The 25,777-nt window shown below is 45.8% G+C and carries 22 protein-coding genes and 1 other annotated feature; of the genes, 20 read left to right on the top strand and 2 right to left on the bottom strand.

The window, feature by feature from the left end; all coding sequences use genetic code 11:
* Positions 1–5 precede the first annotated feature (5 nt).
* The 7 genes from BSEL_RS10285 to BSEL_RS10255 all read left to right on the top strand — a co-directional run bounded on the left by BSEL_RS10285 (position 6) and on the right by BSEL_RS10255 (position 8,691).
* Positions 6–374: a hypothetical protein gene (locus tag BSEL_RS10285; RefSeq protein ID WP_013172941.1), complete on the top strand. Its 369-nt coding sequence runs from the start codon at positions 6–8 to the stop codon at positions 372–374.
* A gap of 171 nt (positions 375–545) precedes the next feature.
* Positions 546–1,448 (top strand): ABC transporter ATP-binding protein, encoded by a 903-nt coding sequence (locus BSEL_RS10280; RefSeq protein WP_013172940.1) that lies wholly within the window; start codon positions 546–548, stop codon positions 1,446–1,448.
* Entirely contained in the window at positions 1,441–2,742 is a 1,302-nt protein-coding gene (locus BSEL_RS10275; protein ID WP_013172939.1) for an ABC transporter permease, read from the top strand. The genes BSEL_RS10280 and BSEL_RS10275 overlap by 8 nt, the downstream gene beginning before the upstream one ends.
* Positions 2,743–2,799: 57 nt before the next feature.
* Positions 2,800–3,043 (top strand) — a binding site (T-box leader).
* A gap of 110 nt (positions 3,044–3,153) precedes the next feature.
* The gene (locus BSEL_RS10270; RefSeq protein ID WP_013172938.1) at positions 3,154–5,793 is read left to right on the top strand and encodes a valine--tRNA ligase; all 2,640 of its coding nucleotides are present in this window, start codon (positions 3,154–3,156) and stop codon (positions 5,791–5,793) included.
* A 19-nt stretch (positions 5,794–5,812) separates the two neighbouring features.
* On the top strand, positions 5,813–6,664 hold the full coding sequence (locus BSEL_RS10265) for an aminotransferase class IV (protein ID WP_013172937.1): 852 nt from the start codon (positions 5,813–5,815) through the stop codon (positions 6,662–6,664).
* Between the two features lie 159 nt (positions 6,665–6,823).
* Positions 6,824–8,164 (top strand): Na+/H+ antiporter family protein, encoded by a 1,341-nt coding sequence (locus BSEL_RS10260; RefSeq protein WP_013172936.1) that lies wholly within the window; start codon positions 6,824–6,826, stop codon positions 8,162–8,164.
* Between the two features lie 71 nt (positions 8,165–8,235).
* On the top strand, positions 8,236–8,691 hold the full coding sequence (locus BSEL_RS10255) for a flagellar basal body-associated FliL family protein (protein WP_013172935.1): 456 nt from the start codon (positions 8,236–8,238) through the stop codon (positions 8,689–8,691).
* Between the two features lie 99 nt (positions 8,692–8,790).
* On the opposite strand, the gene pfkA is transcribed toward BSEL_RS10255, so the two are convergent.
* Positions 8,791–9,750 carry a 6-phosphofructokinase gene (gene pfkA, locus BSEL_RS10250; RefSeq protein ID WP_013172934.1) on the bottom strand — a complete coding sequence of 320 codons (960 nt, stop codon included), beginning with the start codon at positions 9,748–9,750 and terminating at the stop codon, positions 8,791–8,793.
* Between the two features lie 277 nt (positions 9,751–10,027).
* On the opposite strand from pfkA, the gene BSEL_RS10245 reads away from it, so the two are divergent.
* Entirely contained in the window at positions 10,028–10,453 is a 426-nt protein-coding gene (locus tag BSEL_RS10245; protein WP_013172933.1) for an OsmC family protein, read from the top strand.
* A 266-nt stretch (positions 10,454–10,719) separates the two neighbouring features.
* Here BSEL_RS10245 and BSEL_RS10240 read toward each other — a convergent pair whose 3' ends face one another.
* On the bottom strand, positions 10,720–11,709 hold the full coding sequence (locus tag BSEL_RS10240; protein ID WP_041581896.1) for a Gfo/Idh/MocA family protein: 990 nt from the start codon (positions 11,707–11,709) through the stop codon (positions 10,720–10,722).
* A gap of 318 nt (positions 11,710–12,027) precedes the next feature.
* On the opposite strand from BSEL_RS10240, the gene glpA reads away from it, so the two are divergent.
* The 12 genes from glpA (at position 12,028) to BSEL_RS10180 (ending at position 25,767) form a co-directional block, all read left to right on the top strand.
* Positions 12,028–13,638 carry an anaerobic glycerol-3-phosphate dehydrogenase subunit GlpA gene (glpA, locus tag BSEL_RS10235; protein WP_013172931.1) on the top strand — a complete coding sequence of 537 codons (1,611 nt, stop codon included), beginning with the start codon at positions 12,028–12,030 and terminating at the stop codon, positions 13,636–13,638.
* Positions 13,631–14,734 carry an FAD-binding protein gene (locus BSEL_RS10230; protein ID WP_013172930.1) on the top strand — a complete coding sequence of 368 codons (1,104 nt, stop codon included), beginning with the start codon at positions 13,631–13,633 and terminating at the stop codon, positions 14,732–14,734. The genes glpA and BSEL_RS10230 overlap by 8 nt, the downstream gene beginning before the upstream one ends.
* Positions 14,718–15,941 (top strand): anaerobic glycerol-3-phosphate dehydrogenase subunit C, encoded by a 1,224-nt coding sequence (locus BSEL_RS10225; protein ID WP_013172929.1) that lies wholly within the window; start codon positions 14,718–14,720, stop codon positions 15,939–15,941. Before BSEL_RS10230 ends, BSEL_RS10225 begins: the two co-directional genes overlap by 17 nt.
* 326 nt (positions 15,942–16,267) lie before the next feature.
* Complete coding sequence (locus tag BSEL_RS10220) at positions 16,268–17,857, top strand: Na/Pi cotransporter family protein (RefSeq protein WP_013172927.1); 1,590 nt, start codon at positions 16,268–16,270, stop codon at positions 17,855–17,857.
* A 692-nt stretch (positions 17,858–18,549) separates the two neighbouring features.
* On the top strand, positions 18,550–20,052 hold the full coding sequence (locus BSEL_RS10215; RefSeq protein ID WP_013172926.1) for an amidase: 1,503 nt from the start codon (positions 18,550–18,552) through the stop codon (positions 20,050–20,052).
* 18 nt (positions 20,053–20,070) lie between these two features.
* Positions 20,071–20,328, top strand: coding sequence for a hypothetical protein (locus BSEL_RS10210; protein ID WP_013172925.1), 258 nt, complete (start codon positions 20,071–20,073; stop codon positions 20,326–20,328).
* Between the two features lie 89 nt (positions 20,329–20,417).
* Positions 20,418–20,801, top strand: coding sequence for a rhodanese-like domain-containing protein (locus BSEL_RS10205; RefSeq protein WP_013172924.1), 384 nt, complete (start codon positions 20,418–20,420; stop codon positions 20,799–20,801).
* A gap of 136 nt (positions 20,802–20,937) precedes the next feature.
* Entirely contained in the window at positions 20,938–21,849 is a 912-nt protein-coding gene (locus BSEL_RS10200) for a DMT family transporter (protein ID WP_013172923.1), read from the top strand.
* Positions 21,850–21,914: 65 nt separating this feature from the next.
* Positions 21,915–22,991: a 23S rRNA (adenine(2503)-C(2))-methyltransferase RlmN gene (gene rlmN / locus BSEL_RS10195; RefSeq protein WP_013172922.1), complete on the top strand. Its 1,077-nt coding sequence runs from the start codon at positions 21,915–21,917 to the stop codon at positions 22,989–22,991.
* A gap of 79 nt (positions 22,992–23,070) precedes the next feature.
* Positions 23,071–23,961 carry a S1 family peptidase gene (locus tag BSEL_RS10190; RefSeq protein WP_041581894.1) on the top strand — a complete coding sequence of 297 codons (891 nt, stop codon included), beginning with the start codon at positions 23,071–23,073 and terminating at the stop codon, positions 23,959–23,961.
* A gap of 86 nt (positions 23,962–24,047) precedes the next feature.
* Entirely contained in the window at positions 24,048–24,761 is a 714-nt protein-coding gene (locus BSEL_RS10185; RefSeq protein ID WP_013172920.1) for a hypothetical protein, read from the top strand.
* Between the two features lie 52 nt (positions 24,762–24,813).
* Complete coding sequence (locus tag BSEL_RS10180) at positions 24,814–25,767, top strand: ribose-phosphate diphosphokinase (RefSeq protein WP_013172919.1); 954 nt, start codon at positions 24,814–24,816, stop codon at positions 25,765–25,767.
* The last annotated feature ends 10 nt before the right edge of the window (positions 25,768–25,777 follow it).

Raw genomic sequence — 25,777 nt, 5'->3', positions numbered from 1 at the left:
TCGGGATGGATCATCAGAAAAAACAGACAAGCAATCACGAGAAGTTGATCAGAGACTGGTTTGAAGCAAATGGTGGAAGTACAGACTTCGTGGTTTCGGCATCAAGAAAAGGGATTAAAGGCGCTGTTTATTTTGCCGGGCAGGGGAACAAAGGCTATTTCATCGAAGTAATCCACGACCGCGATTTGTCCGTCATGGACGTTTGGCATCCCAAGCCGGACGAGACGATTGTCATTAAAGATGGACTTCTCAGTTTGACCATCGAATCATCCGGCATACCGACGACCGTCTTCCGCAAACAACGCGGACGTGTGATCAACTGGCTGAAAAAGCAATCAGGGCTGAAAATGATTGAAGAAAAAAAATTTCTGTAAGGTGAACCTTTTGACAGATGCTTCCGTATGTATACGGAGGTATCTTTTATATGGCTGGAACAGATGGGTATTCAGCATATTGCCTCATGTAAGATTCACAAATCATGGTAAGATCGATGAGGAGGTTTCAGTTTACAATATCGAAAACCGATACAGAAAGGATGAAAATGCATGAGTCTTCAGATCGAACGGCTGTCAAAAACATTCGCTGGAACGAACGCCGTCAATGATTTATCATTTGAGATCGGAAAAGGTCAGATGTTCGGCATGCTCGGAGCAAATGGGGCAGGGAAGACCACGTCATTTCGGATGATCCTTGGTCTGCTTGATCCGAGCGGAGGAACAGCGAAGTGGATGGGAGAACGTCTCAGTTACAAACGGACTGCCCTGGTCGGGTACCTCCCCGAAGAGCGTGGACTCTTTCCGAAACTGACAGTCAAAGAACAGATGATTTATCTGATGCGTCTCAAACAGATGAATAAAACAGAGATCGTCAAAGAATTGCGCCACTGGCTTGGGCGCTTTCAAATTGAAGAGTATGAAAATAAACGGGTGGAGGAACTCTCGAAGGGCAACCAGCAAAAAATTCAGTTTATGGCTTCAGTCTTACATAATCCGGAGCTGCTGATTCTTGATGAACCGTTCAGCGGACTTGATCCCGTGAATGCGGATATGCTGAAAGAAGCCGTACTCGATCTTCAAAAGCAGGGAACAACCATCGTATTTTCAAGTCATCAAATGCACAATGTCGAAGAATTATGCGATGATCTGGTCATGCTGAAGCACGGGAAAGCACTCCTTCAAGGGAATTTAAAGGATATCAAACGCAATTACGGCATGAAGAGCATCACGGTGGAAGCTGATTTCCCTCTCGATTTCCTCCATGAGATTCAGGGCGTCGAGCAAGTCAATGAAACCAAGCTTGGCGTAAATGCAGTAGTGGAAAGTGAAGAAACCGCCAAACAGATCTTTACCGAGGTTGCTTCAAGAGGTTTTGCCAGACGGTTTACCGTGAATGATCCGTCCCTTCACGAAATCTTTATTGATCAGATGGGAGGAGACCGTCATGCATAATTTTTGGACAACCTTTAATCATACGGCGATGCAGCGGATCAAATCGAAATCATTCATTATTACAACCTTGATTATGATGATCGGGATCATTGCAGGTTTTACGGCCGTAGGCTATTTCATAGACCGTGACACGGCGGGTGAACCGAATGGAGAAGAAATGCCACAGGAAGTCATCTATGTCGTCGATGAAAGCCTGGATGAAGACGGCGAGCAATCCGAAACGCTGGCCATGATGCTCACGGAGATGACAGGCTATTTCAGCTATGAATCTGAACCCGGACTCTCCCTCGACAATGCTATGGACAAAGTCTCTGAAGAAGAAGATGAAGAAACAGGCACTCCTGAAGGCGTCCTTCATATCCAAGGAGATGCTGCTGACCTTGAGGTCACCTTCTTCGGAGAGGGCGCTGATTTCAGAATCGCACAGAATGTTCAGCAGGATCTGAATCAGGCCCGGGACATGTACGTCATGAGCCAACTGTCCCTCAGTGAACGGGAAGAAGCCATATTAACCGGTGCCATTCAGTTTGAGGAAGAGGCGCTTCCGGAAGCGGCAGGCGAAATCCAAACCATGGATTCATATATGCAGTCCTACTGGATGGTCTACGTCCTTGTGTTTGCCATCTATATGATTGTGATACTCTTTGGCAGTATGATCGCAACAGAAATCGCAACAGAAAAATCCTCCAGAGTCATGGAGTTGATTGTCTCAAGCATTAATCCTGTTACTCAGATGTTTGGTAAACTGGCCGGAATCGGTTTTGCCGGGATAATCAACATCGGTGCGATTATCGGCGCTGCCATAACAGGGGTTTATTTGAGTGGTCAGGATGAGATTCAGACGTTTCTGACAGAAATGATTGATTATTCGCTACTTGGCTATGCAATACTGATGATCGTTCTCGGTTACCTGCTTTACGGCGGACTTTCTGCGATGCTTGGTGCGCTCGTCAGCAGAGCAGAAGAAGTCAACCAGGCCATTCAGCCGTTAATCTTCCTCGCGATGATTGCTTTTTTCGTCAGTATTTTCGGTTTGAATGCACCAGAGGCCACGTTTATTCAATGGCTGTCCTATATTCCCTTCTTCACGCCACAGCTGCTGTTTTTAAGGATCGGTATGACGCCGATACCGGGATGGGAAATTGCACTGATTACCGGGATTCTCATCCTCAGTGCCATCGTAGCCAATGTCATTGCAGCGCGGATTTACAAAGGCGGGGTACTGATGTATGGAAAATTCTCTTTCAAAGAGGGAATTCGACAGGCGTTGACCCTGTCCCAAAAAGAAAAATAATCCCCGGCTACAGTTGATTCTCATGGAACAGCATAGTAAAATACGGAGTAGAATCATAGTCAAACGAAGAAGGGGAGGAGTACATCCCGATCCCGTCAGAGAGGAGAACCGGTTCAAAAGAATCGCTGCGAGGTTTTCCCGGAAGAAACGGATGGAAGGTAGCCCTGGAGTTGTCATTGTGAACCATCAACAGTAGCAGTGACCGGTTGAGCACCGTTATCGTGCCGAAAGTGTATACGTTTCTGTATAAGTGACGTATAAACAAAGGTGGTACCGCGAGACAACAGTCTTCGTCCTTTATCAGAAGGACGGAGACTTTTTTGTATGATCAACAGGCCGGTGTGAACAGCTGCTTTGCCCGCACATTACGTTTTGACATGAAGCTTATTATGACCATAGGAGGAATTTTGTATGAATCAGGAAACCAACATGCCGCCCAAATATGACCCGGCAGCAACAGAAGCCAAATGGTATGACTACTGGGTGAAGGGAAAGTATTTCGAAGCGACAGGAGACAAAAACAAAGAACCTTATACCATCGTCATTCCGCCACCGAATGTCACAGGGAAATTGCACCTTGGCCACGCATGGGATACAACGTTACAGGATATTCTCATTCGCGTGAAGCGTATGCAGGGATATGATGCACTCTGGCTCCCCGGAATGGACCATGCCGGCATTGCAACCCAGGCCAAGGTCGAAGGGAAACTGAGAGAGGAAGGCGTATCACGGCACGATCTAGGACGGGAGAAGTTCTTGGAGCAGTCGTGGGCGTGGAAAGAAGAGTACGCAGGATTCATCCGCTCCCAATGGGCCAAAATGGGCCTGTCTCTTGACTATTCCAAGGAACGTTTCACCCTTGATGACGGATTATCCGAAGCTGTCAAAGAAGTCTTCGTCCGCCTCTATGAAGAAGGTCTGATTTACCGCGGAGAGTACATTATTAACTGGGACCCTGATACGAAGACGGCCCTGTCTGATATTGAAGTCATTTATAAAGATGTGCAGGGCGCGTTCTATCATATGCGTTACCCGCTTGCGGATGGGGAAGGATCGATCGAGATTGCAACAACCCGTCCTGAGACCATGCTTGGGGATACGGCTGTGGCCGTTCATCCAAAAGATGAGCGGTATCAGCACCTGATCGGAAAGAAAGTGATCCTTCCGATTGTCGGAAGAGAAATAGAAATTGTTGCCGATGACTACGTCGATATGGAATTTGGCTCAGGAGCAGTTAAGATCACACCTGCCCACGATCCAAACGACTTTGAGATTGGAAACCGTCATGATCTTGAACGGGTTCTCGTCATGGATGAAGGCGGGAAAATGAACGAACGGGCAGGGAAATATGCAGGAATGGACCGGTTTGAGTGCCGCAAGCAGCTCGTCGCCGACTTGCAGGCGGACGGAACGCTCTTTAAGATTGAAGACCATTCTCACAGTGTCGGTCACTCTGAGCGAAGCGGAGCCGTTGTTGAACCGTATCTGTCCACGCAATGGTTTGTCAAAATGGGGCCACTCGCAGAGCAGGCCATTGAACTTCAAAAAGGGGAAGACAAGGTCCATTTTGTTCCGGAGCGATTTGAAAAAACCTACCTCCATTGGATTGAGAATATCCGGGACTGGTGTATTTCAAGGCAGCTCTGGTGGGGACACCGAATCCCGGCCTGGTTCCATAAAGAGACCGGTGAGCTGTACGTGGGACGAACAGCACCGGAAGACGCTGAGAACTGGGAACAGGACGAAGATGTCCTTGACACCTGGTTCAGTTCGGCACTCTGGCCGTTCTCGACAATGGGCTGGCCAAATGAAGAAGCGGAAGATTTTAATCGCTACTACCCTACTGATGCCCTTGTCACTGGCTATGACATCATTTATTTCTGGGTAGCGAGAATGATCTTCCAAGGACAGCACTTTACCGAAAGAAGACCCTTTAAAGATGTCCTGATCCACGGACTTGTCCGTGACAGTGAAGGGCGTAAGATGAGCAAGTCACTCGGAAACGGCGTTGACCCGATGGACGTCATCGACAAGTACGGGGCGGATGCACTCCGCTTCTTCCTCAGTACCGGGAGCACCCCGGGCAATGATCTCCGTTTCTTCTGGGAGAAAGTCGAAGCAAACTGGAACTTCGGAAATAAAATCTGGAACGCATCACGGTTTGCCTTGATGAATATCGGAGACATGACCTACGAGGAGATCGATATTACCGGCAGGAAAACCATTGCCGATGAGTGGATCCTGACCCGCTTGCATGACACCATCGCACATACGACAAAATTCATAGATGCCTATGAATTCGGTGAAGTCGGACGTGCTCTGTACAACTTCATCTGGGACGACTTCTGTGACTGGTACATCGAGATGGCGAAATTGCCACTGAACGGAGACGATGAGGAGCAGAAAAAGACAACACGCTCCGTACTTGCCTATGTACTCGACAGAACGATGCGACTCCTGCATCCGTTTATGCCGTTTATCACAGAAGAAGTCTGGCAGCATTTACCGCATGAGGGGGATTCCATCTCAATTGCCCCGTGGCCCGAAGCTTCGGAGGGTCTTGCCCATCCGCAGTCATTAAAGGATATGGAGCTGATCCAGGAGATCATCCGATCCGTACGAAATACGCGTTCAGAACTGAATGTGGCACCAAGTAAAGGGATTGAACTAAAAATCAATGCGAACAATCCTGCCGTGCTGGATCAACTGAAACGGGGCGAAGCATATATCCGGAAGTTCTGTAACCCAAGTGAGCTCGATATGGCCACTGACCTCATTGCACCGGAAAAATCGATGAGCTCTGTCCTCTCCGGCGTCGAGCTGTATATGCCCCTTGCTGGCTTATTGGATCTCGAGGAGGAAGTCAAGCGCCTTGAACAGGAGTTAAAACGTCTGGATGATGAGGTGACAAGGGTTCAAAAGAAGCTCGGAAACGAAGGGTTTGTCGCAAAAGCACCTCAAAACGTCGTCGACGCTGAAAAAGCGAAGGAACAAGATTATCTCGAACAGCGCGAAAAAGTTCAGGCCCGCATTCACGAATTAAAAAACTGAGCAGTGGAGGGACCCGATCATGCCACATATCGCTTACTACAAGGATTCATTTATAGACGTGAACGACAGAGCCATTCCCATCCAGGACCGCGCACACCAGTTTGGTGACGGGATCTATGAAGTCATTCGGGTTTATGAAGGAAACCCGTTTGAGTATCATGCTCACCTCGACAGACTTGAAAGGAGTGCAGAGGCGATTCGTATGCCTCTGCCCTTTCAAAGGGAGGAACTGACGGCCTTAATCAATGAAGGTCTCAAACGTGCGGCAATCCCTGAAGCAGAGATCTACCTGCAAGTGAGCCGCGGAAACTCACCGAGAAATCACGCATTCCCCAAGCCTCAGGAATCGATACTGGCTATGGTGATTAAAGAGGCACGCACTGTATCAGCGGACCTGAAAAAACAAGGGGCTGCACTCCTTCCCGTTGAAGAAGACAGATGGAAAAACTGTTACATTAAATCGTTAAATCTGCTGTCGAATGTCATGGCCAAACAAAAAGCACAAGAATCAGAATGTCATGAAAGCATCTATGTCGACGAGGGAATCGTCAAAGAAGGCTCCTCAAGTAATATTTTCGCTGTGATCAATGGAGCGTTATACACGTATCCGCCAGAGCGGGATATTTTACATGGCATTACGCGAGACGTTGTGATCCGACTGGCAAAAGAGCTAGGTGTAACGGTGCATGAAACGAAAGTGGATGTGAATGAATACAGCCAGGCAGACGAAGTGTTCATTACCAGCACAACGATGGAAGTGCTCCCTGTCCGGGCTTTTGGCGAAACCCACTATCCGGATATCCGGCCTGTAACGGACAGCCTTGTATCCGCCTTTGAACGCTACAAGAAACAAATGACTGGCAAACTGTAATCTCCGGATTGCAGTTTCTTTTTTTTTGGGGGGGATGGACATAGGCTAGCACAATAGTGATCAGATCGTCCTTTACAGGTTTGCAGAAATTTGATATGCTCGTTACGTTTTTGCACACTATCGATTTACTATAATAAAGGACTAAAGGGGAAATGAACGATGAATGCCGTTATTGTTGCCGTACTGATTATGATTGTGTTGAGTCTATCGAGGGTTCACGTGGTTCTCGCACTTGCTGCAGGAGCAATTGCAGGTGGACTGACTGCCGGTATGTCCATCACCGAAACTGTTGACATCTTTACAGCCGGTCTTGAAACAAATGTGTCCATTGCACTCAGCTACGGGCTTCTTGGGGCCTTTGCCATTTCACTGAATTTCACGGGTCTTCCTGATCTGATGGTGAAAATGGCCATAAAACTTGTTGGAAGAGAAGGGGAAGGCCGTAAAAAAACGATGACAAAAGTATTTGTGCTGTTTTTCATCGCCCTTATTGCATCGTTTTCCCAAAACCTTGTTCCCGTACATATCGCCTTTATCCCAGTTCTCATCCCGCCATTGCTCAAAGTATTTAACGAGTTGATGATGGACCGCCGCGCAACAGCAACGGCATTGACGTTCGGATTAAAAGCACCGTACATTCTCATACCTGCAGGATACGGGGCAATCTTCCACAACAGCATACAGGAAAATATGGCTGCAAGTGGCCTTGAAGTGGAATCTTCAATGATTCCTCAGGCTCTCTGGATTCCGGTGGCAGGGATGGTGGTTGGTCTCGTGATTGCCATTCTCGTAACGTACCGGCAAAAGCGAAGCTATGAGGATCGTGATATTGCCTTGCAAAATGAGGAAGACAAACACATAACAACACCCGGAATCATGACTGCCCTTCTCGCGATTATTACACTCCTGGTTGCACAGGTTGCAACGGACTCGATGATATTCGGGGTGCTCACAGGCTTGACCATTTTATATGTCTATTTCGCTGTTCTCCATGTCAAAGGGACCTTTTCCCTTCAGCAAACGGATACGCTCCTTACTGATGGGATGAAAATGCTTGCCTTTATCGGGTTTGTGATGATTGCAGCAGGCGGGTTTGCGGAAGTGGTTCGTGAAACGGGACATGTCGAGAGTCTCGTAGCCTGGACGACAGAATGGATTGGTGACCAAAAGGGGCTTGCTGCGATTACGATGCTTCTGATTGGCCTGTTCATCACGATGGGGATTGGTTCATCCTTTGCAACAGTTCCGATTTTGGCAGCTATTTTTGTTCCGCTTGCCATGTCTCTTGGTTTTTCACCATTGGCGACCATCGCCCTAATCGGAACAGCCGGAGCACTCGGGGATGCCGGCAGTCCCGTTTCGGACAGCACGTTGGGACCGACTGCAGGCTTGAACGCAGACGGTCAACATAATCATATTTGGGATACCGTTGTGCCGACATTTATTCATTTTAATATTCCATTACTGATATTTGGCTGGATCGCTGCCATGCTATTATAAGCCGACGCATTTTATTCTGCCGCCAATAGTGATATGATTAGATACAGAGAAGAGACACGGTGGTGAACAGCATGGCAGAATCCGATGAACAAGCAGAAAAAAAGGGATCAGACAAGGGAAAGAAAAAAACAAGAGTGTGGACGATTGTCGTACCAATCACAGCTGTAACAATCGTTGCCGGCCTGTTTTTCATTTTCTTTGGTGGTGAGAATTTTCTGGCTTCGGATGATGTCAGGGACCGCACATACAGTACAGAAGAAAGAATTTATATGATGGGTGACGGCAATATCGCGAGAGGCACATTTGCCATTGAACTATCTGATCCGAGAGACAGACAATCTCTCATCAACGGCAGAAAAGTGATAGATTGGATCATCTCGAATGCCATATCCGATTTCGATCTTTCGAGCATCAGTGGTAAATCAGGCAGAGAAGCACTAGAAGCGCGAATTGAGGATGGGATCAGAGAGCAATTTCCTTCAATGCATGTGGAAAAAGTATATATCACCAGTTTTGTTATTTCATAACAGTTCAAATCGCATCAAAAGGCACCCCCGGGAAAACAAACCTCAGGGGTGCTTTATTTCTGTAAACAAATGCAGCTGACGTAACAAAAGCTCTTATTCCTATAAAGATAACAAATTGGTCAAATGATACATAGACTGATCAATCGTTTTCTCTTTCTTTAACGCATGGCTGATTGAAAGGTGGTAAATCTGATTATTCCGAATCCCGACCGCTCTTCCTGAATGACCGTTTTTCAATAGCTCAACCGCTTCCACGCCCATGCGACTCGCAAGAATGCGATCACGGGATGTAGGGTCTCCGCCGCGCTGAATGAAACCGAGAACGCTGATTCTGCTACTGATCCCGTATTTTTCTTTTAATTCGCTTTGCAGGGAAGAGGCGCTCTGAACCCCTTCGGCAAGCATAATGATATGATCAAGACTGCCCTTTTCATGTCCCTGTCTGATCTGTTCAATCATCTGATCTTTCGTACCCTTTTCTTCAGGGATAATAATTGTACCTGCACCACCGGCAATCCCTGCATACAATGCGATATCACCGCAATAGCGTCCCATAACTTCAATGATGGTTGGTTTTTCATGGGAAAAGGAGGTGTCACGGATTTTGGTGATCGCATCGAGTACCGTATTGACAGCCGTATCAAAACCGATTGTTTCGTCCGTATAGGCAAGGTCATTATCAATGGTGCCAGGAAGGGCAATAGTGGCAATGCCTTCTTCAGCCAATTTTTGTGCACCGATAAACGAGCCGTCTCCACCAATCACTACGAGTCCTTTGATCCCCAGAGAACGGAGCTGATCAATGCCTTTTTGCCGGTTTTCAGGTTGTTTGAATTCCTCTGACCTTGCTGATTTGAGAATGGTTCCTCCTTTGTGGATCACCCCGGCCACCGATTCCGTCGTCAATGGCTGGATGCTCCCATCCATCAATCCTTTGTAACCGCGATAAACACCATATACTTCGATACCATGATAGTGAGAGGCACTGACTACAGCTCGAATCGCTGCGTTCATCCCGGGTGCATCACCACCGCTTGTTAAAACAGCAATTTTGTTCATAAATTATGGCAAGGTTCATTCGCAACTGACTGAGTAAACAGCATAGACACAAATGACTGTTGAAGATACCAACTCCCTGCCTTCCTCCTTTCTTTTGATCATGTATTCTGAGCTACGAACATCATAAGACATCAGACATCTACGTTTATTCTAATCAAAAAAATCAGTAAAATCCACCTTTAGTTTTCCGGTCTTTAAGTCTCAACGGTTTTCATACGAAGGTATTACGGCTATACTGAACAGTGAGGATTGAAATACACGACAGAGGTGATCGAATATGAAAACAACCACAACATGGACAGGAAAAATGGGCTTTTTAGGGAAAAACCCTTCAAGGCATGAAGTGAAGATGGACGGACCGGCAACCATTGGAGGAGAAGACAATGGATCGCGACCGACAGAACTTCTTCTTCAGGCAGTCGCAGGTTGCACGGCGATCGATATTATCTCTATTTTACGCAAGATGAGAATTGAACCCGAGCGGTTTGAAACGGAAGTGGAAGGCACACGTGCGGAAGAACATCCAAAGAAATTCACGCACATTCACATTCATTACATTTTAGATGGTGACATTCCGGAGAAGAAACTCGCCCGGGCAATTAAACTGTCCAAAGATGAGTACTGTTCAGTCTCACACACGCTCAACGCCGACATCACAGCGAGCTATACGCTAAACGGACAGAAAGGTGAAATGGACGTGTAATGTTGCGCCCTCATACCTAATAGGGTATAATGGAGATGTCAGGAGGGATACGCATGGACGACAAACACAATCAGTCCTGCGTTCGCGCAGGGAATTGAGGAATTCCAAAAGGGATTGACGACAAACCGGAAATAAGCAGGTTCAGATTGCCTGCAGTTTGACCCGGCGTCTATCTTTGGGTCCTGGCAGGACTCTATATTGTTGTATCGCAATGGCTGTAACCGGATCACCGGTCACAGCCATTTTTTTGTTCCTGAGTCATGCAATTAACCTTGAGATTGGTAAAGGGCTTCAATGATGCGCATATTATTATAAGACTGTTCACCATTATAAATAGGCTCTTTATGGTTTAAGATACAGTCAGAAAAATGCTCCACCTGCAGCTGATAGGCATTCCCTTCAAAAAAGACGTCTTCAACGACTGAACCGGATCTGTCTTTGACAATGACTCGTCCTTTCCCGCCATCCGGACTTGCATCCGGACGAAATGCATGTGGAACAGATATACTTCCTTCCGTCCCTATGATTTCATACGTATTTGAAGGCGGTTCGGCGAAACTGCAATCAATGACAGCATCAACATGTTCAAAGGTCAAGATTGAACTTGACGAAATATCCACACTGTCGTTCGACAGTTTCCTTGCATTGGAAAAAACTTTTATTGGCTCTTCTTGAAGAAGGTCCCTGGCAGCGTGCACACTGTAACAGCCGATATCCATCAAGGCACCGCCGCCCAGGGATTTTTTCAGACGGATATTATCGGATTCAAGATCCAACAGAAAACTGAAGTGGGATCTGAAACGCTTCACCTCTCCAATTTTATGGTCCTTCAAAAGCTGTTTCACATAGACGTGTTGCGGGTGGAACTGATACATGAATGCTTCCATCCACTGAACCTTAAATTCTTTTGCAGCGGCACTGATCGCAATGATATCGTCACTTTTTAATGCCGCAGGCTTCTCCAACAGCACGTGCTTTCCATTTTTCATAGCCTCTATTGCCCACTGCTGGTGCAGGGAATTGGGAAGAGGAATATAGACAGCATCTATATCCGGATCTTTTAAAAGCGTCCTGTAGTTGTCGTAATGAAAGGGAGCACCCCATCGTGTTGCGGCAGCCTGTTCTTTCCCGCTTTGACTGGCAACAGCATAAAGCTCGGCATTCTTGGCATCCTTTAATGCGGGCACGAGCTGTGTTTCTGCAATTTTAGCGGTGCTCAAAATCCCGTATTTGACTTTTTTGTCTGTCACATTCATTCACCTCTTCATTTGATTTTATGTGCTCTACGCTTTCATTCGACAGGCTGATTGAATTTTCCTGCAAAGGAATCTGATCTGAAAGACGGGTGTTCACAAAATGTTCGGAGAATAAGGCGCAGGGCTGCAGAGCTTTGTGTTACCCTAAACGTAACAATATAATACATTCGTGGCATGAGAATATGAGGCAGCCATAAAAATCCGTTTCTTTTACGCGGGTTTTTATGGCTGTTATTTTTTAACCCGATGTCTTGCTTCATTCGCCATTCAAGCATCATCAAATGCCAGTCAGTGACAAATAAAAGGGGTTGAATAAAGATGAAGAACATGAAAACAGAAGCGGTTGTCATCGGTGGCGGTGTAACCGGAGCCGGAGTCCTCAGAGATCTGATTATGAGAGGTATTCCCTGCATCCTCATCGAACAGAAAGACTTGATTCATGGAACATCCTCAAGAAATCACGGGCTTCTTCACTCTGGTGCGAGATATGCCGTACGTGATGAAGAGGCGGCCATTGAAAGTTACACCGAAAATCTGATTCTGAAAAAAATCGCCAAAGGATCCGTGGAAGAAAGCGGCGGTTTATTTGTGAAAGTGCCGGGTGACGATGATGCCTACGTCAAACAGTGGGTGGAAGCCTGTGCACGGGTTGGAATACCGATTGAGGAAATCTCTCTCGAAACAGCATTGAAAGAGGAACCGTATATCAATCCTGCAGCTGAAGCGGTTTTCCGTGTACCGGATGGAGCAGTGGACCCCTTCACGCTGGTCATTGATACCGTTGAGGATGCCATCATGCGCGGAGCTGAACTTCTTCGCTATCATGAAGTGATCGATATTCATCAGACGAATGGGCAGGTAAACGGATTGACCGTTCAAAACCGCTACAATAGAGAACAGATCAATATTTCTGCAGATTTTGTCATTAACGCCGCAGGTCCATGGGGAGAAAAAGTTGCCAACATGGCGGGTGTTGATATGAAACTGATCAACAACAAAGGGACATTAACCGTCTTAAACCAGCGAATTAACCGTCAGGTAATCAACCGATTGCGAATGCCTGGAGATGCGGACATTTTTGTACCGGCACGCGACGTGACAATTTTTGGTACGACAGGAGTAAACGTTCAATCGCCTGATGATTTTTCTCTTGATAAAACAGAAATTGGACAAATGATCGATGAGGGAGCGGCCCTGATTCCAAATATACGTGAAATCCGGACGATACGAGCCTTCTCAGGAAGTCGGCCTTTGTATCAGGACGAGGGAACAAATGATGCGTCAGGACGAAACGTGACACGGGGAATGGCACTGCTTGATCATGAGGCAAGAGACGGCTTAAAAGGATTTATCACAATAACAGGCGGAAAACTGACGACCTTCCGTTACATGGCTGAAAAGACCGTGGATCTGATCTGCGAGAAGCGTGGATCCGCCGAAACCTGTTCCACACATGAAGAAGCGATGACGGAACGCCATCAGCCCGTATCCTCAATTCAAGTTCACACAGCCGCACTAAAGAAGACTTCAGACTGGTCAGGAAGGCGACAGTCTCAAATCGAGGAATATTTAAAGACCGCACGTGGACGAACCGTCATCTGTGAATGTGAACAGGTTACCTGGGCTGAGATCAAAGCTGCCATGCCCGATGACCAGCCCTTTCACCTTGGAGACATCAGGAGACGGACACGACTCGGTATGGGACCTTGCCAAGGATCATACTGTCATAAACGTGCTGCAGCACTGGCCGTTGAAGAAGGACTTGTGAGCCCGGAGAATGCGGAATCTGCATTGATGGAGGCTCTAAGCGGGCGTAAAAAAGGTATGGCCGTCATTGAAGATACAGAAACGGATCGTCAGCAGGAAATGATGGATGCCATTTATCATATTTCACTCGGCATCCCGAAAGGAGGGCACGTTCATGTATGATGCAGTTATCACCGGACAGGGACTGACTGGTCTGTTAAGTGCCATTTACATGAGACAGAAAGGATACCGGACAGCGCTGGTGGCAAAAGGGACAGGAAAACTGCTTCAATCCACGGGAGTAATGGACTTTATTCCCGGCCAGAATGCAGACTACTCCACATGGCAAATGCATTTGCAGCAAGACTTGGACCACGAAGAGGTGCAGGCAGCCATTTCACGTTTTCTCTCTCTTATGGAAGACGTCAACCTGCCTTATCTGGGATCAACCGAACAGACACTGCCGTTTGTTACGGGAGCCGGATATATCAAGTGGACTTCTCTCTATCCGGAGGCCATGAAGCCTGTTGTATCAAAGGGAACCGTGGTCATTGTCGGATTCGAAGAGTTAACGGATTTTGTACCGGGCTATGTAAAAGGAAACCTTCTGACGGAAAGACCTTCACTCACTGTTCATACAACAACTATTTCCCTGCAAGTGGAAGGTGCTCGCGGAGTGTCGCAAGTGGATATTGCACAAATGATGGACCAGCCTGATCAAAGAAAGATCATCATCTCGAAAATAAAGCAAGCCATCCAATCTCTGAATCTCTCTTCAGTCGATCAGGTTATTATGCCTTCTGTTCTTGGACTTCATAAACACCAAGAGGTGATGAAGAACGTACAGCAAGCACTGAAAATGAGTCTAACAGAAGCACCGGGCCTTCCTCCGAACGCTACGGCTGTGAGACTGTATCAGTCTTTAAAACGATTCGCCGTAAAATCCGGTGTCAGAATGTTCGAGAATACGGCTGTACAATCCTTCAACCTTGAGGGGAACACCATCACTTCCATGAATGTTCAATCCGGCGATCGAAAACACGAAATAAAAGGTCGCGCATTCATCAGCGCATCCGGAAACGGATCGCTGCTCAATCAGGTGAATGGTGAAAATGAACAGCGATTTAACAATTATTTTGATGCAGGCCGCCTCGAAGCATCAACGCCGATACCCTTTGGAATTATTGGCGGCATCTATGCATTGACAACAAGCGCCTCATCCTGCGATCAACTGAATGCGGTATTAGAAGGGAGTGTTGAACATGCAAGCACTGTATGATACGGACTTTAACCCCTGTCTGAAATGTAATGCATGCACGGTCCAGTGTCCGGTTTCTGCAGTGACGAATGATTTTGGCGGACCGAAGCACCTCGGACCTGAACTGGCAAGATTTACATCTCAACAGGAGTTTATCCTCGACCCTGCCATTGATTTATGTACGCTCTGTGGCACTTGTGATGTCACATGTCCTGAAGGCGTGCACGTTGCAGAATTAACTGCATCCTTAAAAGCAGTTAAGGCAGAGACAGAGGGGACCAAGTTCAGGGATTTTGTACTCAGTCACGCCGAGTATGTCGGTAAAGCCGCGAGTGCCTTTGCACCGGTCACAAACACTGTCATGAAAATACGCCCTGCAAGAATCATCATGGAAAAAGTGATGGGTATGGAGGCGGAACGACAGTTTCCTCTATACCGATTCAATCACTTTAAGAAGCAATATAAAAAGAAAACGGCAGATACCGAACGGAAAGTGGCGTATTTTGCCGGCTGTTACACAACGTACAACAATCCCGATATTGGTAACGCCCTTGTTGATGTCTTCTCTGCAAACGGGATTGAAGTTGCCATGCCCGACCAGAAATGCTGTGGTGTTCCGATGTTTGCGAACGGCCAAATGAAACAGGGGAAAAAGAACGCGAATTACAATGTGAAATCTCTTCTCAGCTACGTGGATGAAGGATATGACATCGTCATGTCGTGTACAAGCTGCAGCATGGCTGTCAAAAAAGAATACCTTCACTACCTTGATACACCTGAAGCGCACAGGCTTTCCGAATCCGTCTATGACGCCAATGAATATTTGCGAAATTTGATGGATAATGGCGAATTTAATAATAACCTGGCTCCTGTTGGCGAATCTGCCGCCTATTACGCCCCTTGTCATATGAAAGGTCAAAGTATGGGGAATCCTGCTATGGATGTCCTTGAACAGATCCCTGATTATCTGATCAGTGATGCAGGGGCTGATTGTTGCGGACAGTGCGGGACATTCGGATTCAAAAAAGAGAAGTATTCATACTCCATGAAAATGGGTGGGAAAATGAGTGAAGCGATCGCTGATTTGGGAAGAGACCAGACTGTGACTGAATGCGGGATGTGTAAAAATCAGCTTGATCAGCTGACAGACAAAGAAACCCTCCATCCTCTGCAAATACTGCAAAAATCCTATCAGACCGCCGGTGAACTTGCACAGGCAAACCGCTGATCGGATTCAACAAAAAGAGAAAGAAAAGAGACCGTTATGAAAAATTCATAGCGGTCTCTTACATGTCCTTAAATCCGATCCGATTATGCTATACTGAAAGAACCATAAAAACGGGAGTGAGATCATTGAAACGGTCATTTGCAGTGATACTGATTGTGCTGCTTATTATAAATGCAGGGAGACATCTGTTTATCTTGAACCAAGAGGGATTCATTATTCCTTCTGTCCTCCTGTTGCTTTTGTCAGTTGCCGGCGCAGGCTACCTTTTTCAAACAGAAGTGAGTAACAGAAAAGAAATGTAACCACTTAAAAAAGCAGGTGAAGATATGCAGACTGCAGGGTTGATCCTGGGAGGAATCGGGCTTTTTTTGTTTGGTATGCAGCTGATGACAGAGAGCTTAAAAGAAATCGCCGGAGAACGTTTAAAAAACCTTCTTGCAAAATTCACTGGAGGTGTTGTCAGATCCATTTTTTCCGGAGCTTTTGTTACTGCTTTGATCCAGTCATCAAGCGCAACAACATTTATGACGATTGGATTCGTCAGTGCCGGGCTGTTGACATTCAGTCAATCTGCGGGAGTCATTATCGGTGCCAATCTTGGTAGTACGAGTACCGGATGGATCGTATCTGTTATCGGATTTCAGATCAATATGACATTACTTGCCATGCCGCTGATTGGCGGCGGGGTCCTGATCAATGTGCTGACCAGACAGCGATATAAAGCACCGTTGTTTGCCGCAATTGGATTCGGTTTTTTATTTCTCGGTATCGATACATTACAATCAGGGATGAGCGGATTTGCTGATGGATTTGATTTAAGCAGCTGGACAGGTGATGGAGGTCTTTGGATGATCCTGTTAATCGCTGTCGGTATCCTGATGACGGTCGTGATGCAGTCTTCAAGTGCGGCGGTTGTGACTACCATTACGGCACTGCATACCGGTACAATTGACTTTTATCAGGCAGCACTGCTTGTAATCGGACAAAATGTCGGCACAACAGTAAAAGCACTGATAGCATCAATTGGTGCTTCAACACCTGCGAGACAGACTGCCGCTGCTCATATTCTCTTTAATCTCCTGACCGGTGCCATCGCGTTTCTTTCCTTGAATATCATGGTGGACGTGGTTTTGTATGCATCTGCGTGGGCAGGCATAACGGAAGTGTCTATTCAGCTTGCGCTATTCCATACGCTTTTTAATATTACCGGCGTAGTGGTCATCTTATTCATTTACCCATGGTTTTTGAAGCTCGTTAAATCGATTGTCCGAGATTCAGACGAACAGGATACCTATACAAAATATCTGGACGCAAGCGTGGCAGAAATCGGACCTGTTGCCACTGAAGCCGTTAACAGAGCACTTCATGCGATCGTAAAAGACAGTGCTTCTCTCACGGCACAGGTGGTCGAGTCTGGTGAATTCACTTCAAATCACAGGGTGGAAATTGGACGTATACGTAAGGGCCTCACTTCAGCAGAACAATTTCTGTCTGATTTATCAAGTTCCGAGCCTCCTGCAGGGGAAGAGGAGTATCAACGAAGACTTGCGCTGATTCATGTGATCGATCATACGAAGCGGTTGTTAAACAACCTTCATCTCAGTAATGAGCGTTATCAGGGTGTCTCACAAGCAGATCCATTCACGGACTTGAAGCGAAGTCTGATTGAAAATGCCAAAGCTGTTTCAAGCATGGAATCTGTATACATCAATGAGATTATTGAAGAGACTGAAGCAAACGCTCTTTATCTTGCTGAACAGCGTAAAGAGTTACGCAAAGTCCTGATTGAAAAAGCTGCAGGAGAAGAAAAGCGGGTCGAGGAGGGCCTTGACATGATCCAGGGAATTCAGTGGCTTGATCGTGTGCAATATCATTTATGGAGAGCTGTACACCATTTGACGTCCATTAATAGCTAATAGACTGTAAACCATGATACGACGAACGTCCAAGTCTGCAGTGACAGGGAAAAACATAAAAAAACTGCCAATTGAAATTTGGCAGTTTTTTCACAGCTTCAGGGACTCAACCATGTCACTTTTCTTACATAATCTCAGCTGGCCGGTCAGGCACGGTAACAATCTTTTACACGGATTAGGTGAAAAGTGTGTTGTTTCCGTGGTTCTTTTTTCTGCCCTGAATTCTTCTTGAGTACCTTGACTTGCAGTCACTTATTTCCGGTCAGTTATTGGTTACTTACAGAGCTCCGGGGATTTCATGATCACAGCGGAGTTGTTAAAACTGACTGAACCTATTCCCTTTATGACTGGTCAAGATATTCGTTCCAAATCACAGTGCAGATCGTTTCAAAACGCTTTCGATTTTTGATGAGGCACCGAATAAACATAATCTTTTCCACCTTGTTATTGTGGCGATATTCCGGTTGCCAAATCGACGATTGTGTTTTGAAAGGAGTGCGGATATACGGAACCAACTTATGGCTGAGTCTCTGAAACTGTGAACTTAATGTCTATAACTACATTATACCTGAAAATTCAGAAAAGTCTATGGCTAAATTGTGAACGTTTACATTTTTTTTGCTAAAATCGGTTATACTGATAATGGATTAAAACCATTATCGACAATACCAATCAAATGGGAGTGAATGAAGATGAAAAGCAGCGAATATGCGCACATGGATGCTGTTGAACTGGTAACTCATCTTAGAGAGAACGAGGTAACGGTTAACGAGGTCGTCGATAAGGCCTATGCACGAATAAACGGTTTGCATGCGGCACTGAATGCCGTTGTCTCATTACGTCAACCCCATCAGATCAGGGAGGATGCCGAACAAAATGGTCCATTCGCAGGTGTACCGTTTTTATTAAAAGACATGGGACAGGCGCTTAAAGGGGAACGCCTCACCTCGGGTTCATATGCGCTCAGAAATAACAGAAGCATAACCAGTGCTGAATATACCAACCGTATCCTGAGGGCAGGATTTATTCCGATGGGACACACAAACGTTCCGGAGTTTTCGCTTCTCGCTGTCACGGAACCGATGATGTACGGGCCGACGAAAAACCCCTGGGACCTGACAGTAACCCCTGGCGGAAGCAGCGGAGGTTCTGCTGCAGCCGTTGCTTCTGGAATGGTGCCGGTTGCAGGCGCAAATGATGGAGGAGGATCCATCCGTATTCCTGCTTCCTATTGCGGATTGGTCGGGTTGAAACCAACCCGGGGACGAACGCCTGTCGGACCGGGAACCGGACGAAATTGGCAAGGAGCCTCTCAAGAAGGGGTTCTCACCAAAACCGTAAGAGACACAGCGCTTGTTTTGGATCAAATCTCGGGACCGGAAGAGACTCAGGCTTTTCGGGCACCTGAATTCAACGGAAGATACCATGACGTCATTCGCACACCTTTAAAGAGAGCGTTGCGTATTGCAGTCTGTACAGATTCACCGATTGGCGGTCAAGTGGACACCACTATCAGAGAAAGTGTTTGGAATGCAGCAAAATGGCTTGAGAAGGAGGGCCATCATGCGGAAGAAGTGTCTCTGCCTGTTGACGGTCATGCAGTTGCAAAAAGTTATATGACGATGTATTTTGGAGAAACCGCTGCGACGATTACTAAAATCGGCAGAGAGAGAGGCCAGGCTGTCCAACGCCAGGAAGTTGAGCCGGTGACATGGCTGTTACATTTAATTGGACAAACTGTCACTGCAGAAGAATTTGTAACGAGATTGCGTTTTTGGGATGAAGCAGCAATCGAAATGGCAAATTTCCATCAATCCTATGATCTTTTTATGACACCTGTTACAGCAATGGGGCCTGCCAAAATCGGGGAATTGGCGATCAGTAAAAAAGAAGAAAAACTGATCGAGTGGGTAAGCCGGTTAAGAGCACAAAAGCTTTTGACCCGGTTTGATCTGATTGATGAAATGATCCATGACAGCCTTGAGCGCACGCCGTTCACCCAACTTGCAAACCTCACAGGTCAACCCGCCATTTCATTACCGATTGCCAGATCAGAAGGGGGACTCCCTGCGGGCATTCAATTTACTGCCCCGCGTGGCCGGGAAGATCTATTGCTGCAGACAGCTGCCATGTTTGAGCAATCCGAACATTGGCAGGACATCTATGAGAATCCATTCATGCGATTACAAGTATAGAACTGGAGGGCGTGTATCATGAGACAAGTAAATGCGGTCGTAGAACAGTTAACGGACAACTATGCAGTTCTGCATGCGAAAAGCCTTTCGAAAGAGTGGACGATCGATTGTGCATACATTCCGATTGCCATTCAAAAAGGTTCCTGGCTTCAATTAACGCTGTCCGGCCTCGAAATCGTGATGATAGAAATGGATCAGGAAGATATTTTAGCATCTAGATTAAAGGTCGAGCGAAAATGGAAAGACTTACAGCGTAAAAAATCGGGTAATTCGTAACGATTTGTGAACGGAAGCAACTGTGATTGACTTTATACCACAAAGGGTATAATATGATTGATGGCAGACGTTTATAAAGGGGTGCACCTATGACTTTTGTATATTTGGTAATTTTACTAATTGCAGTTATCTTTGTATATCAGCGTTACTTCCCACCGGCAAAAGTGGATATTCTGAACAAAATCCCGGAAGCTGTTGAGGGTCGTCGTTGGATACTCGACATAAGGGAATATCAGGATGCCGAGAAATCTCCAATAAAAGGAGCATTCAATGTGCCACTGGCATATTTGAACAGGCATTATCCCAAAGAAATGCCGCAAGAGGTGGTTATCGTCGCAAATGATCGCGTCGAAGTCAATCTTTCATGCAAACTGCTCTCGAAGAAAGGGTATCACGTATCCGGTTATCACCTTTGCCCGGTGAAAAATAAATATCAGGGCAGTCCTGAGCCGTGCGTTGAAAAAAGTTGCTAAAAACACAATCTGATTCTGATTTTCACCCTGATGCCTATCCTTTGGCAGAAGGGTTTTTCTTTTTGGCGTGCATGTTATAATGGTGGTTGATTATATAGCCGGATGCATGGATCCATCCGGTTAAAGGACTGATTTCGTGCTCAAAGCCTATATACTCATGATTTTTGTTGCTATCTTTTATTCAGGGAATATTCTTGTAGGAAAAGCCATTAACGATTTACCGCCGGTAACCATCGCTTTTTTTCGGCTGTTATTGGCCTTTGTCTTTGTTGCACCGCTCGCAATCAGGCAGGCATGGCATTCCCGCCATGTATTTTTGTCCATGAAAGGGCCATTCCTGCTGATGACCTTATCAGGGGTCACATTTTTTAATACGTTTATCTACGGATCGTTGCAATTTACTACCGCCACAAACGTTGCAGTCCTTGAAACCGTGATACCGGCTCTGACCGTTGTTCTTGGAGCGCTGTTGATTCAAGAGCGCCTCCCTAAAAGCGCCATTGCCGGTACCGTCCTTTCTATTGCAAGTGCCATTTATGTTGTGCTCGGGAGTCAGTTATTTACGATGGGAAGTATGCAGTGGAACCCTGGAGACTTTATTATGGCCGGTGCTATCATTTGTTGGTCAGTTTATTCCATCATGGTGAAGAAATATATGGCTTTTTTCAAACCTTTTGCTGCTCTTGTTGTGATGACCGGTATATCTGTTATTGTTTTATTCCCTGTAATGCTCGTTGAATGGGCGATCATCGGTGTGCCTTCATTATCAGGAGGCAGTGAGCATTGGCTCGGCCTCGTCTATTTAGGACTGTTTCCCTCATTGATTGCATTGATCTTTTACAACGAAGCAGTCGGGATTCTTGGTGCATCAAGAGCTTCTGTGATGTTAAATCTGCTGCCTGTCTTTACAATGCTTGGAGCATTTCTCTGGTTGGGTGAGTCCATTACCACCCATCATATCGCAGGTACCGCCGGCGTAATTTTCGGCGTCTGGCTGACAACCAAAAAGGCAAACATAAACAAAATACGTGATTCCGAACAGGTTTAACTTGCATAAGGCCGGGATTGCGAGTATGATTTTCGATGAGGAAAACTGAAGGAAAGAGGGTTAGTATGAATAAAACGTCCATTTATGGATTAACATTTAATGAACTTGAAGATTGGTTTGAAGGTAAAGGGGAAAAGAAGTTCCGTGCGAAACAGGTGTGGGATTGGCTTTATGTCAAACGGATTCGTGATTTTGATGATATGACCAATATAAAAAAAGATACCATTTCACTGATTAAAGATCATTTTTATCTCGAATCACTCGAACTGCATTCCAAACAGGAATCTAAAGACGGAACAAAGAAATTTTTGTTTAAGCTGTCTGATGGCAACCTGATTGAAACGGTTTTGATGAAATTTGATTATGGGAACTCGGTTTGTGTAACAACGCAGGTCGGCTGTAACATCGGTTGCAGCTTTTGTGCGAGTGGACTTCTTAAGAAAGACCGGGATTTAACCAGTGCAGAGATCGTGGAACAAATTCTGAAGGTTCAGTTTGATATGGATGACAAACAGACGGAAGAACGTGTCAGTCATATTGTTGTCATGGGCATCGGGGAACCGTTTGATAACTATGACAACCTGATGAGCTTTCTCCGAATCGTCAACAGTGATCGCGGCCTTGCAATCGGTGCCAGACACATCACCGTATCAACAAGCGGTCTAGTCGAGAAAATCCGTGCATTTGCTGATGAGAACCTTCAGGTGAATTTGGCTGTTTCTCTCCACGCGCCCAACAACGATTTGCGCTCAAGCATCATGAAGATCAACAAAGGCCAACCGATCGAGGATGTCATGAGTGCCATTGATTACTATCTTGAAAAGACAAACCGCCGAATCACACTTGAATATATCCTGCTCGACGGCGTCAATGATAAACCCGAACATGCCAAAGAGCTGGCAGAACTCGTTCGCGATAAGAAAAAATTGACCTATATTAACCTGATTCCTTACAATCCGGTTGATGAATATATTCAATACAAGCAGAGTGAGAAAGGTGCAATTCTAACCTTTTATGACCTATTAATGAAAAACGGGGTTCAATGTGGAGTCCGGCATGAGCAAGGATCAGATATTGATGCAGCATGCGGGCAACTGCGCAGTAAACAAATGAAAAAAGACAGGGAAAAAGCGAAATCCTGATTCTTTTAAACGACGTGAATTGACAATGAGGGTGCTTCTCTACAAGAGGAGCACCTTTTTCTAAAATGGGGTGAGGCCGATGAAAGATCAAAACAATCATTCATCAGAGATGTCAGATGAACAACCTGAGGAAGATATGACGGATTACGAAAGTGACGATTCTGACGATGAGAGGGAGAAAAAAGAAGAACTGTTCTATGATGGGGAACGATATTATACGAAAGAAGAGTGGTTTAATCCACCGGAACCAAAAGAGAATATACCGAAGAAAAAAGTGAAGCGGGGTATGAAACTTCTCATTGCAGGAGTTGTTACTGTTGCACTGCTTCTGAATGTTTTCGCCATGTGGCCGCAGTTGTTCAATCTTCCGGCAGTGGAGTTTGTACAGGTATCCCGTGAACTGTCGCAGGATCCAGAGATTCAGACATTGCAAAACGCTGTGGTGGTTGTGCGGGCAGGGAATTCGAAAGGAACAGGCTTCGTGTATAACAGTGAAGAAGGATATATTCTTACAAATGAACATGTCATCGCAGGCGGAGATCCTCATCCCATCGTCACTTTCGAAGACGGGAGCGCGTATCAGACGGATATCATTTATACAGATGATGAACTCGATATTGCCGTGCTTGAAGCGGAGTCATTAAAAGAACATCATGAATTAAGCTTTACAGAAGAATGGTCTGCAGGTGATGACATCGTATTTATAGGTAATCCGCTATTCTTTAACTTTATCGCCAACAGAGGCATGCTTTTGGGAGACTATGCAGCTTCTTCACGTAGCGATTTGCCTTTGATGCTCGATGCACCTGTTTATCGGGGAAGCAGCGGTTCACCTGTTTTTAATGAAGACGGTGAAGTTATTGCTGTCGTATATGCGACGGTTTCCACTTACATTGAAGGAGAAAGCCGGCGGGTTGGTCTTTCTGTCCCATCCTCCCAGTTCAAAGAGGACATTCCAGGTTACAATTGATTGACTCATCAGTGAAAAATCCCGCTTAATCTGTTTTTTTCTGATATGATGAATATAACGTTGGCGTTTGTACAGGAGGGACCAGGATGAATGACAGAATGATTGCGCTCCATGATTTAGCCATTGGTATGGTGACAAAATACGATATCCAAGATGATTATGGGCGGTGTCTCGTTGAACGAAACACGGAGTTAGGCGAAGAGGAAATGAAACGTCTCACTTCAACAGGAACTGCTTATTTCATTTATGAAAATCTGTTTGATGAAAACGAGGATCCTGAACCCGAAGCCAATGTCGGATTAACAAGACTGTTATCCGATGTATCGGTCAGAACTAAAGAAGATCTTGAAATGATTCTTCAGGGAGCATCTGTAGAGGAAGACATCTATCTGTTTCATGAAGAAATGTTTTCGGATATCAAAGAACGCAGTGGTATTATCGTGGAAAAAATCACCTCTGAGTTTTTTAATAATATGGAAGACGGTTCATTTCATGTCCATCAGTTTTATTGGCGGGTGAAAGATTTTTTGAAAGAATACTCACCCAGTGCTTTAAAAACCTTCCAACAGGTATTTGTCCCTTATCCGACAGGTGGGGTTGTGACGCTTGAAGGAGGGATGGACTGCATCGTGGTCGACCTCGATGAGCATGATCCCGAGAACCCTGTATTAAGGATGATGTTATCAGAAGATGAAGAAGTATTTCTGTTAAAAGAACAGGATAAAAAAATCATCTCTGCAGACCCTGTTTCATATACAGTGGATCTTTTCGAAGACGATGAAAATCAGGAGCGCAGCTGATGATTTCTGTGATAAAATAAACTGTGAATGATAATTAGTGGAGGGGTCAAACTTGGAACAGAACCGTACAGAACACATGAAATTATTTACTCTCAATTCCAATCCGGCACTGACCCAGGAGATTGCTGATTACCTGGGTATTCCCATTGGGGACAGTTCGATTCAACGATTCAGTGATGGGGAAGTACAGATTGTTATTGATGAAACCGTCAGGGGAGAGGATACATATTTAGTTCAGTCCACCGCTGAACCGGGTAACGAATTTATGATGGAGCTCCTGATTATGGTCGATGCATTAAAACGGGCGTCTGCGAGATCCATCAACGTAGTTATTCCCTATTACGGCTACTCAAGACAAGATCGCAAAGCGCGGTCCAGGGAACCGATCACGGCTAAACTGATTGCCAATCTGCTTGAAGCAGCCGGTGTGGACAGAGTTATTTCAGTGGATCTCCATGCGGCTCAAATTCAAGGTTTTTTCAACATTCCTGTCGATCAGTTAAAGGCACATTGGTTGATTGCGGACTATTTCAAGAAAAAACAGCTTAATGATGTCGTGGTAGTGGCCCCGGAAAACGCCGGAACTGCCCGAGCCCGTAAACTGGCAAATGAGCTTGATGCACCAATTGCGCTGATAGACAAACAGCGCACCGAAAAAGATGAAATGGTCCTTGGCCAATACATTATTGGCGACGTCGAAGGAAAAACAGCGATCATTATCGATGACATGATCGACACTGCCAGAACGATAACTGCAGGAGCTGTCGCGTTAAAAGAATTTGGTGCAACAGAAGTTTACGCATGCGCGACTCACGGCGTACTCAGTGAACCGGCCATTGAGCGCATCAGGGACTCAGAACTGAAAGAGGTAGTCATTACAAATTCCATTCAGCAGGCTCCTGATAAGCAGGATGAGCGAATTACTGTGCTTTCTGTAGCTACTTTGATCGGTGAAGGGCTTTTAAGGATTCACAATAACGAGTCAGTCAGTAAATTATTTGGATAAAATCATTGAT

The sequence above is a fragment of the [Bacillus] selenitireducens MLS10 genome (genome assembly GCF_000093085.1).
GTDB lineage: Bacteria > Bacillota > Bacilli > Bacillales > Salisediminibacteriaceae > Salisediminibacterium > Salisediminibacterium selenitireducens.
The sequence above is the reverse complement of the archived record's forward strand: the minus strand, read 5'-3'. Positions and strand labels throughout refer to the sequence as shown.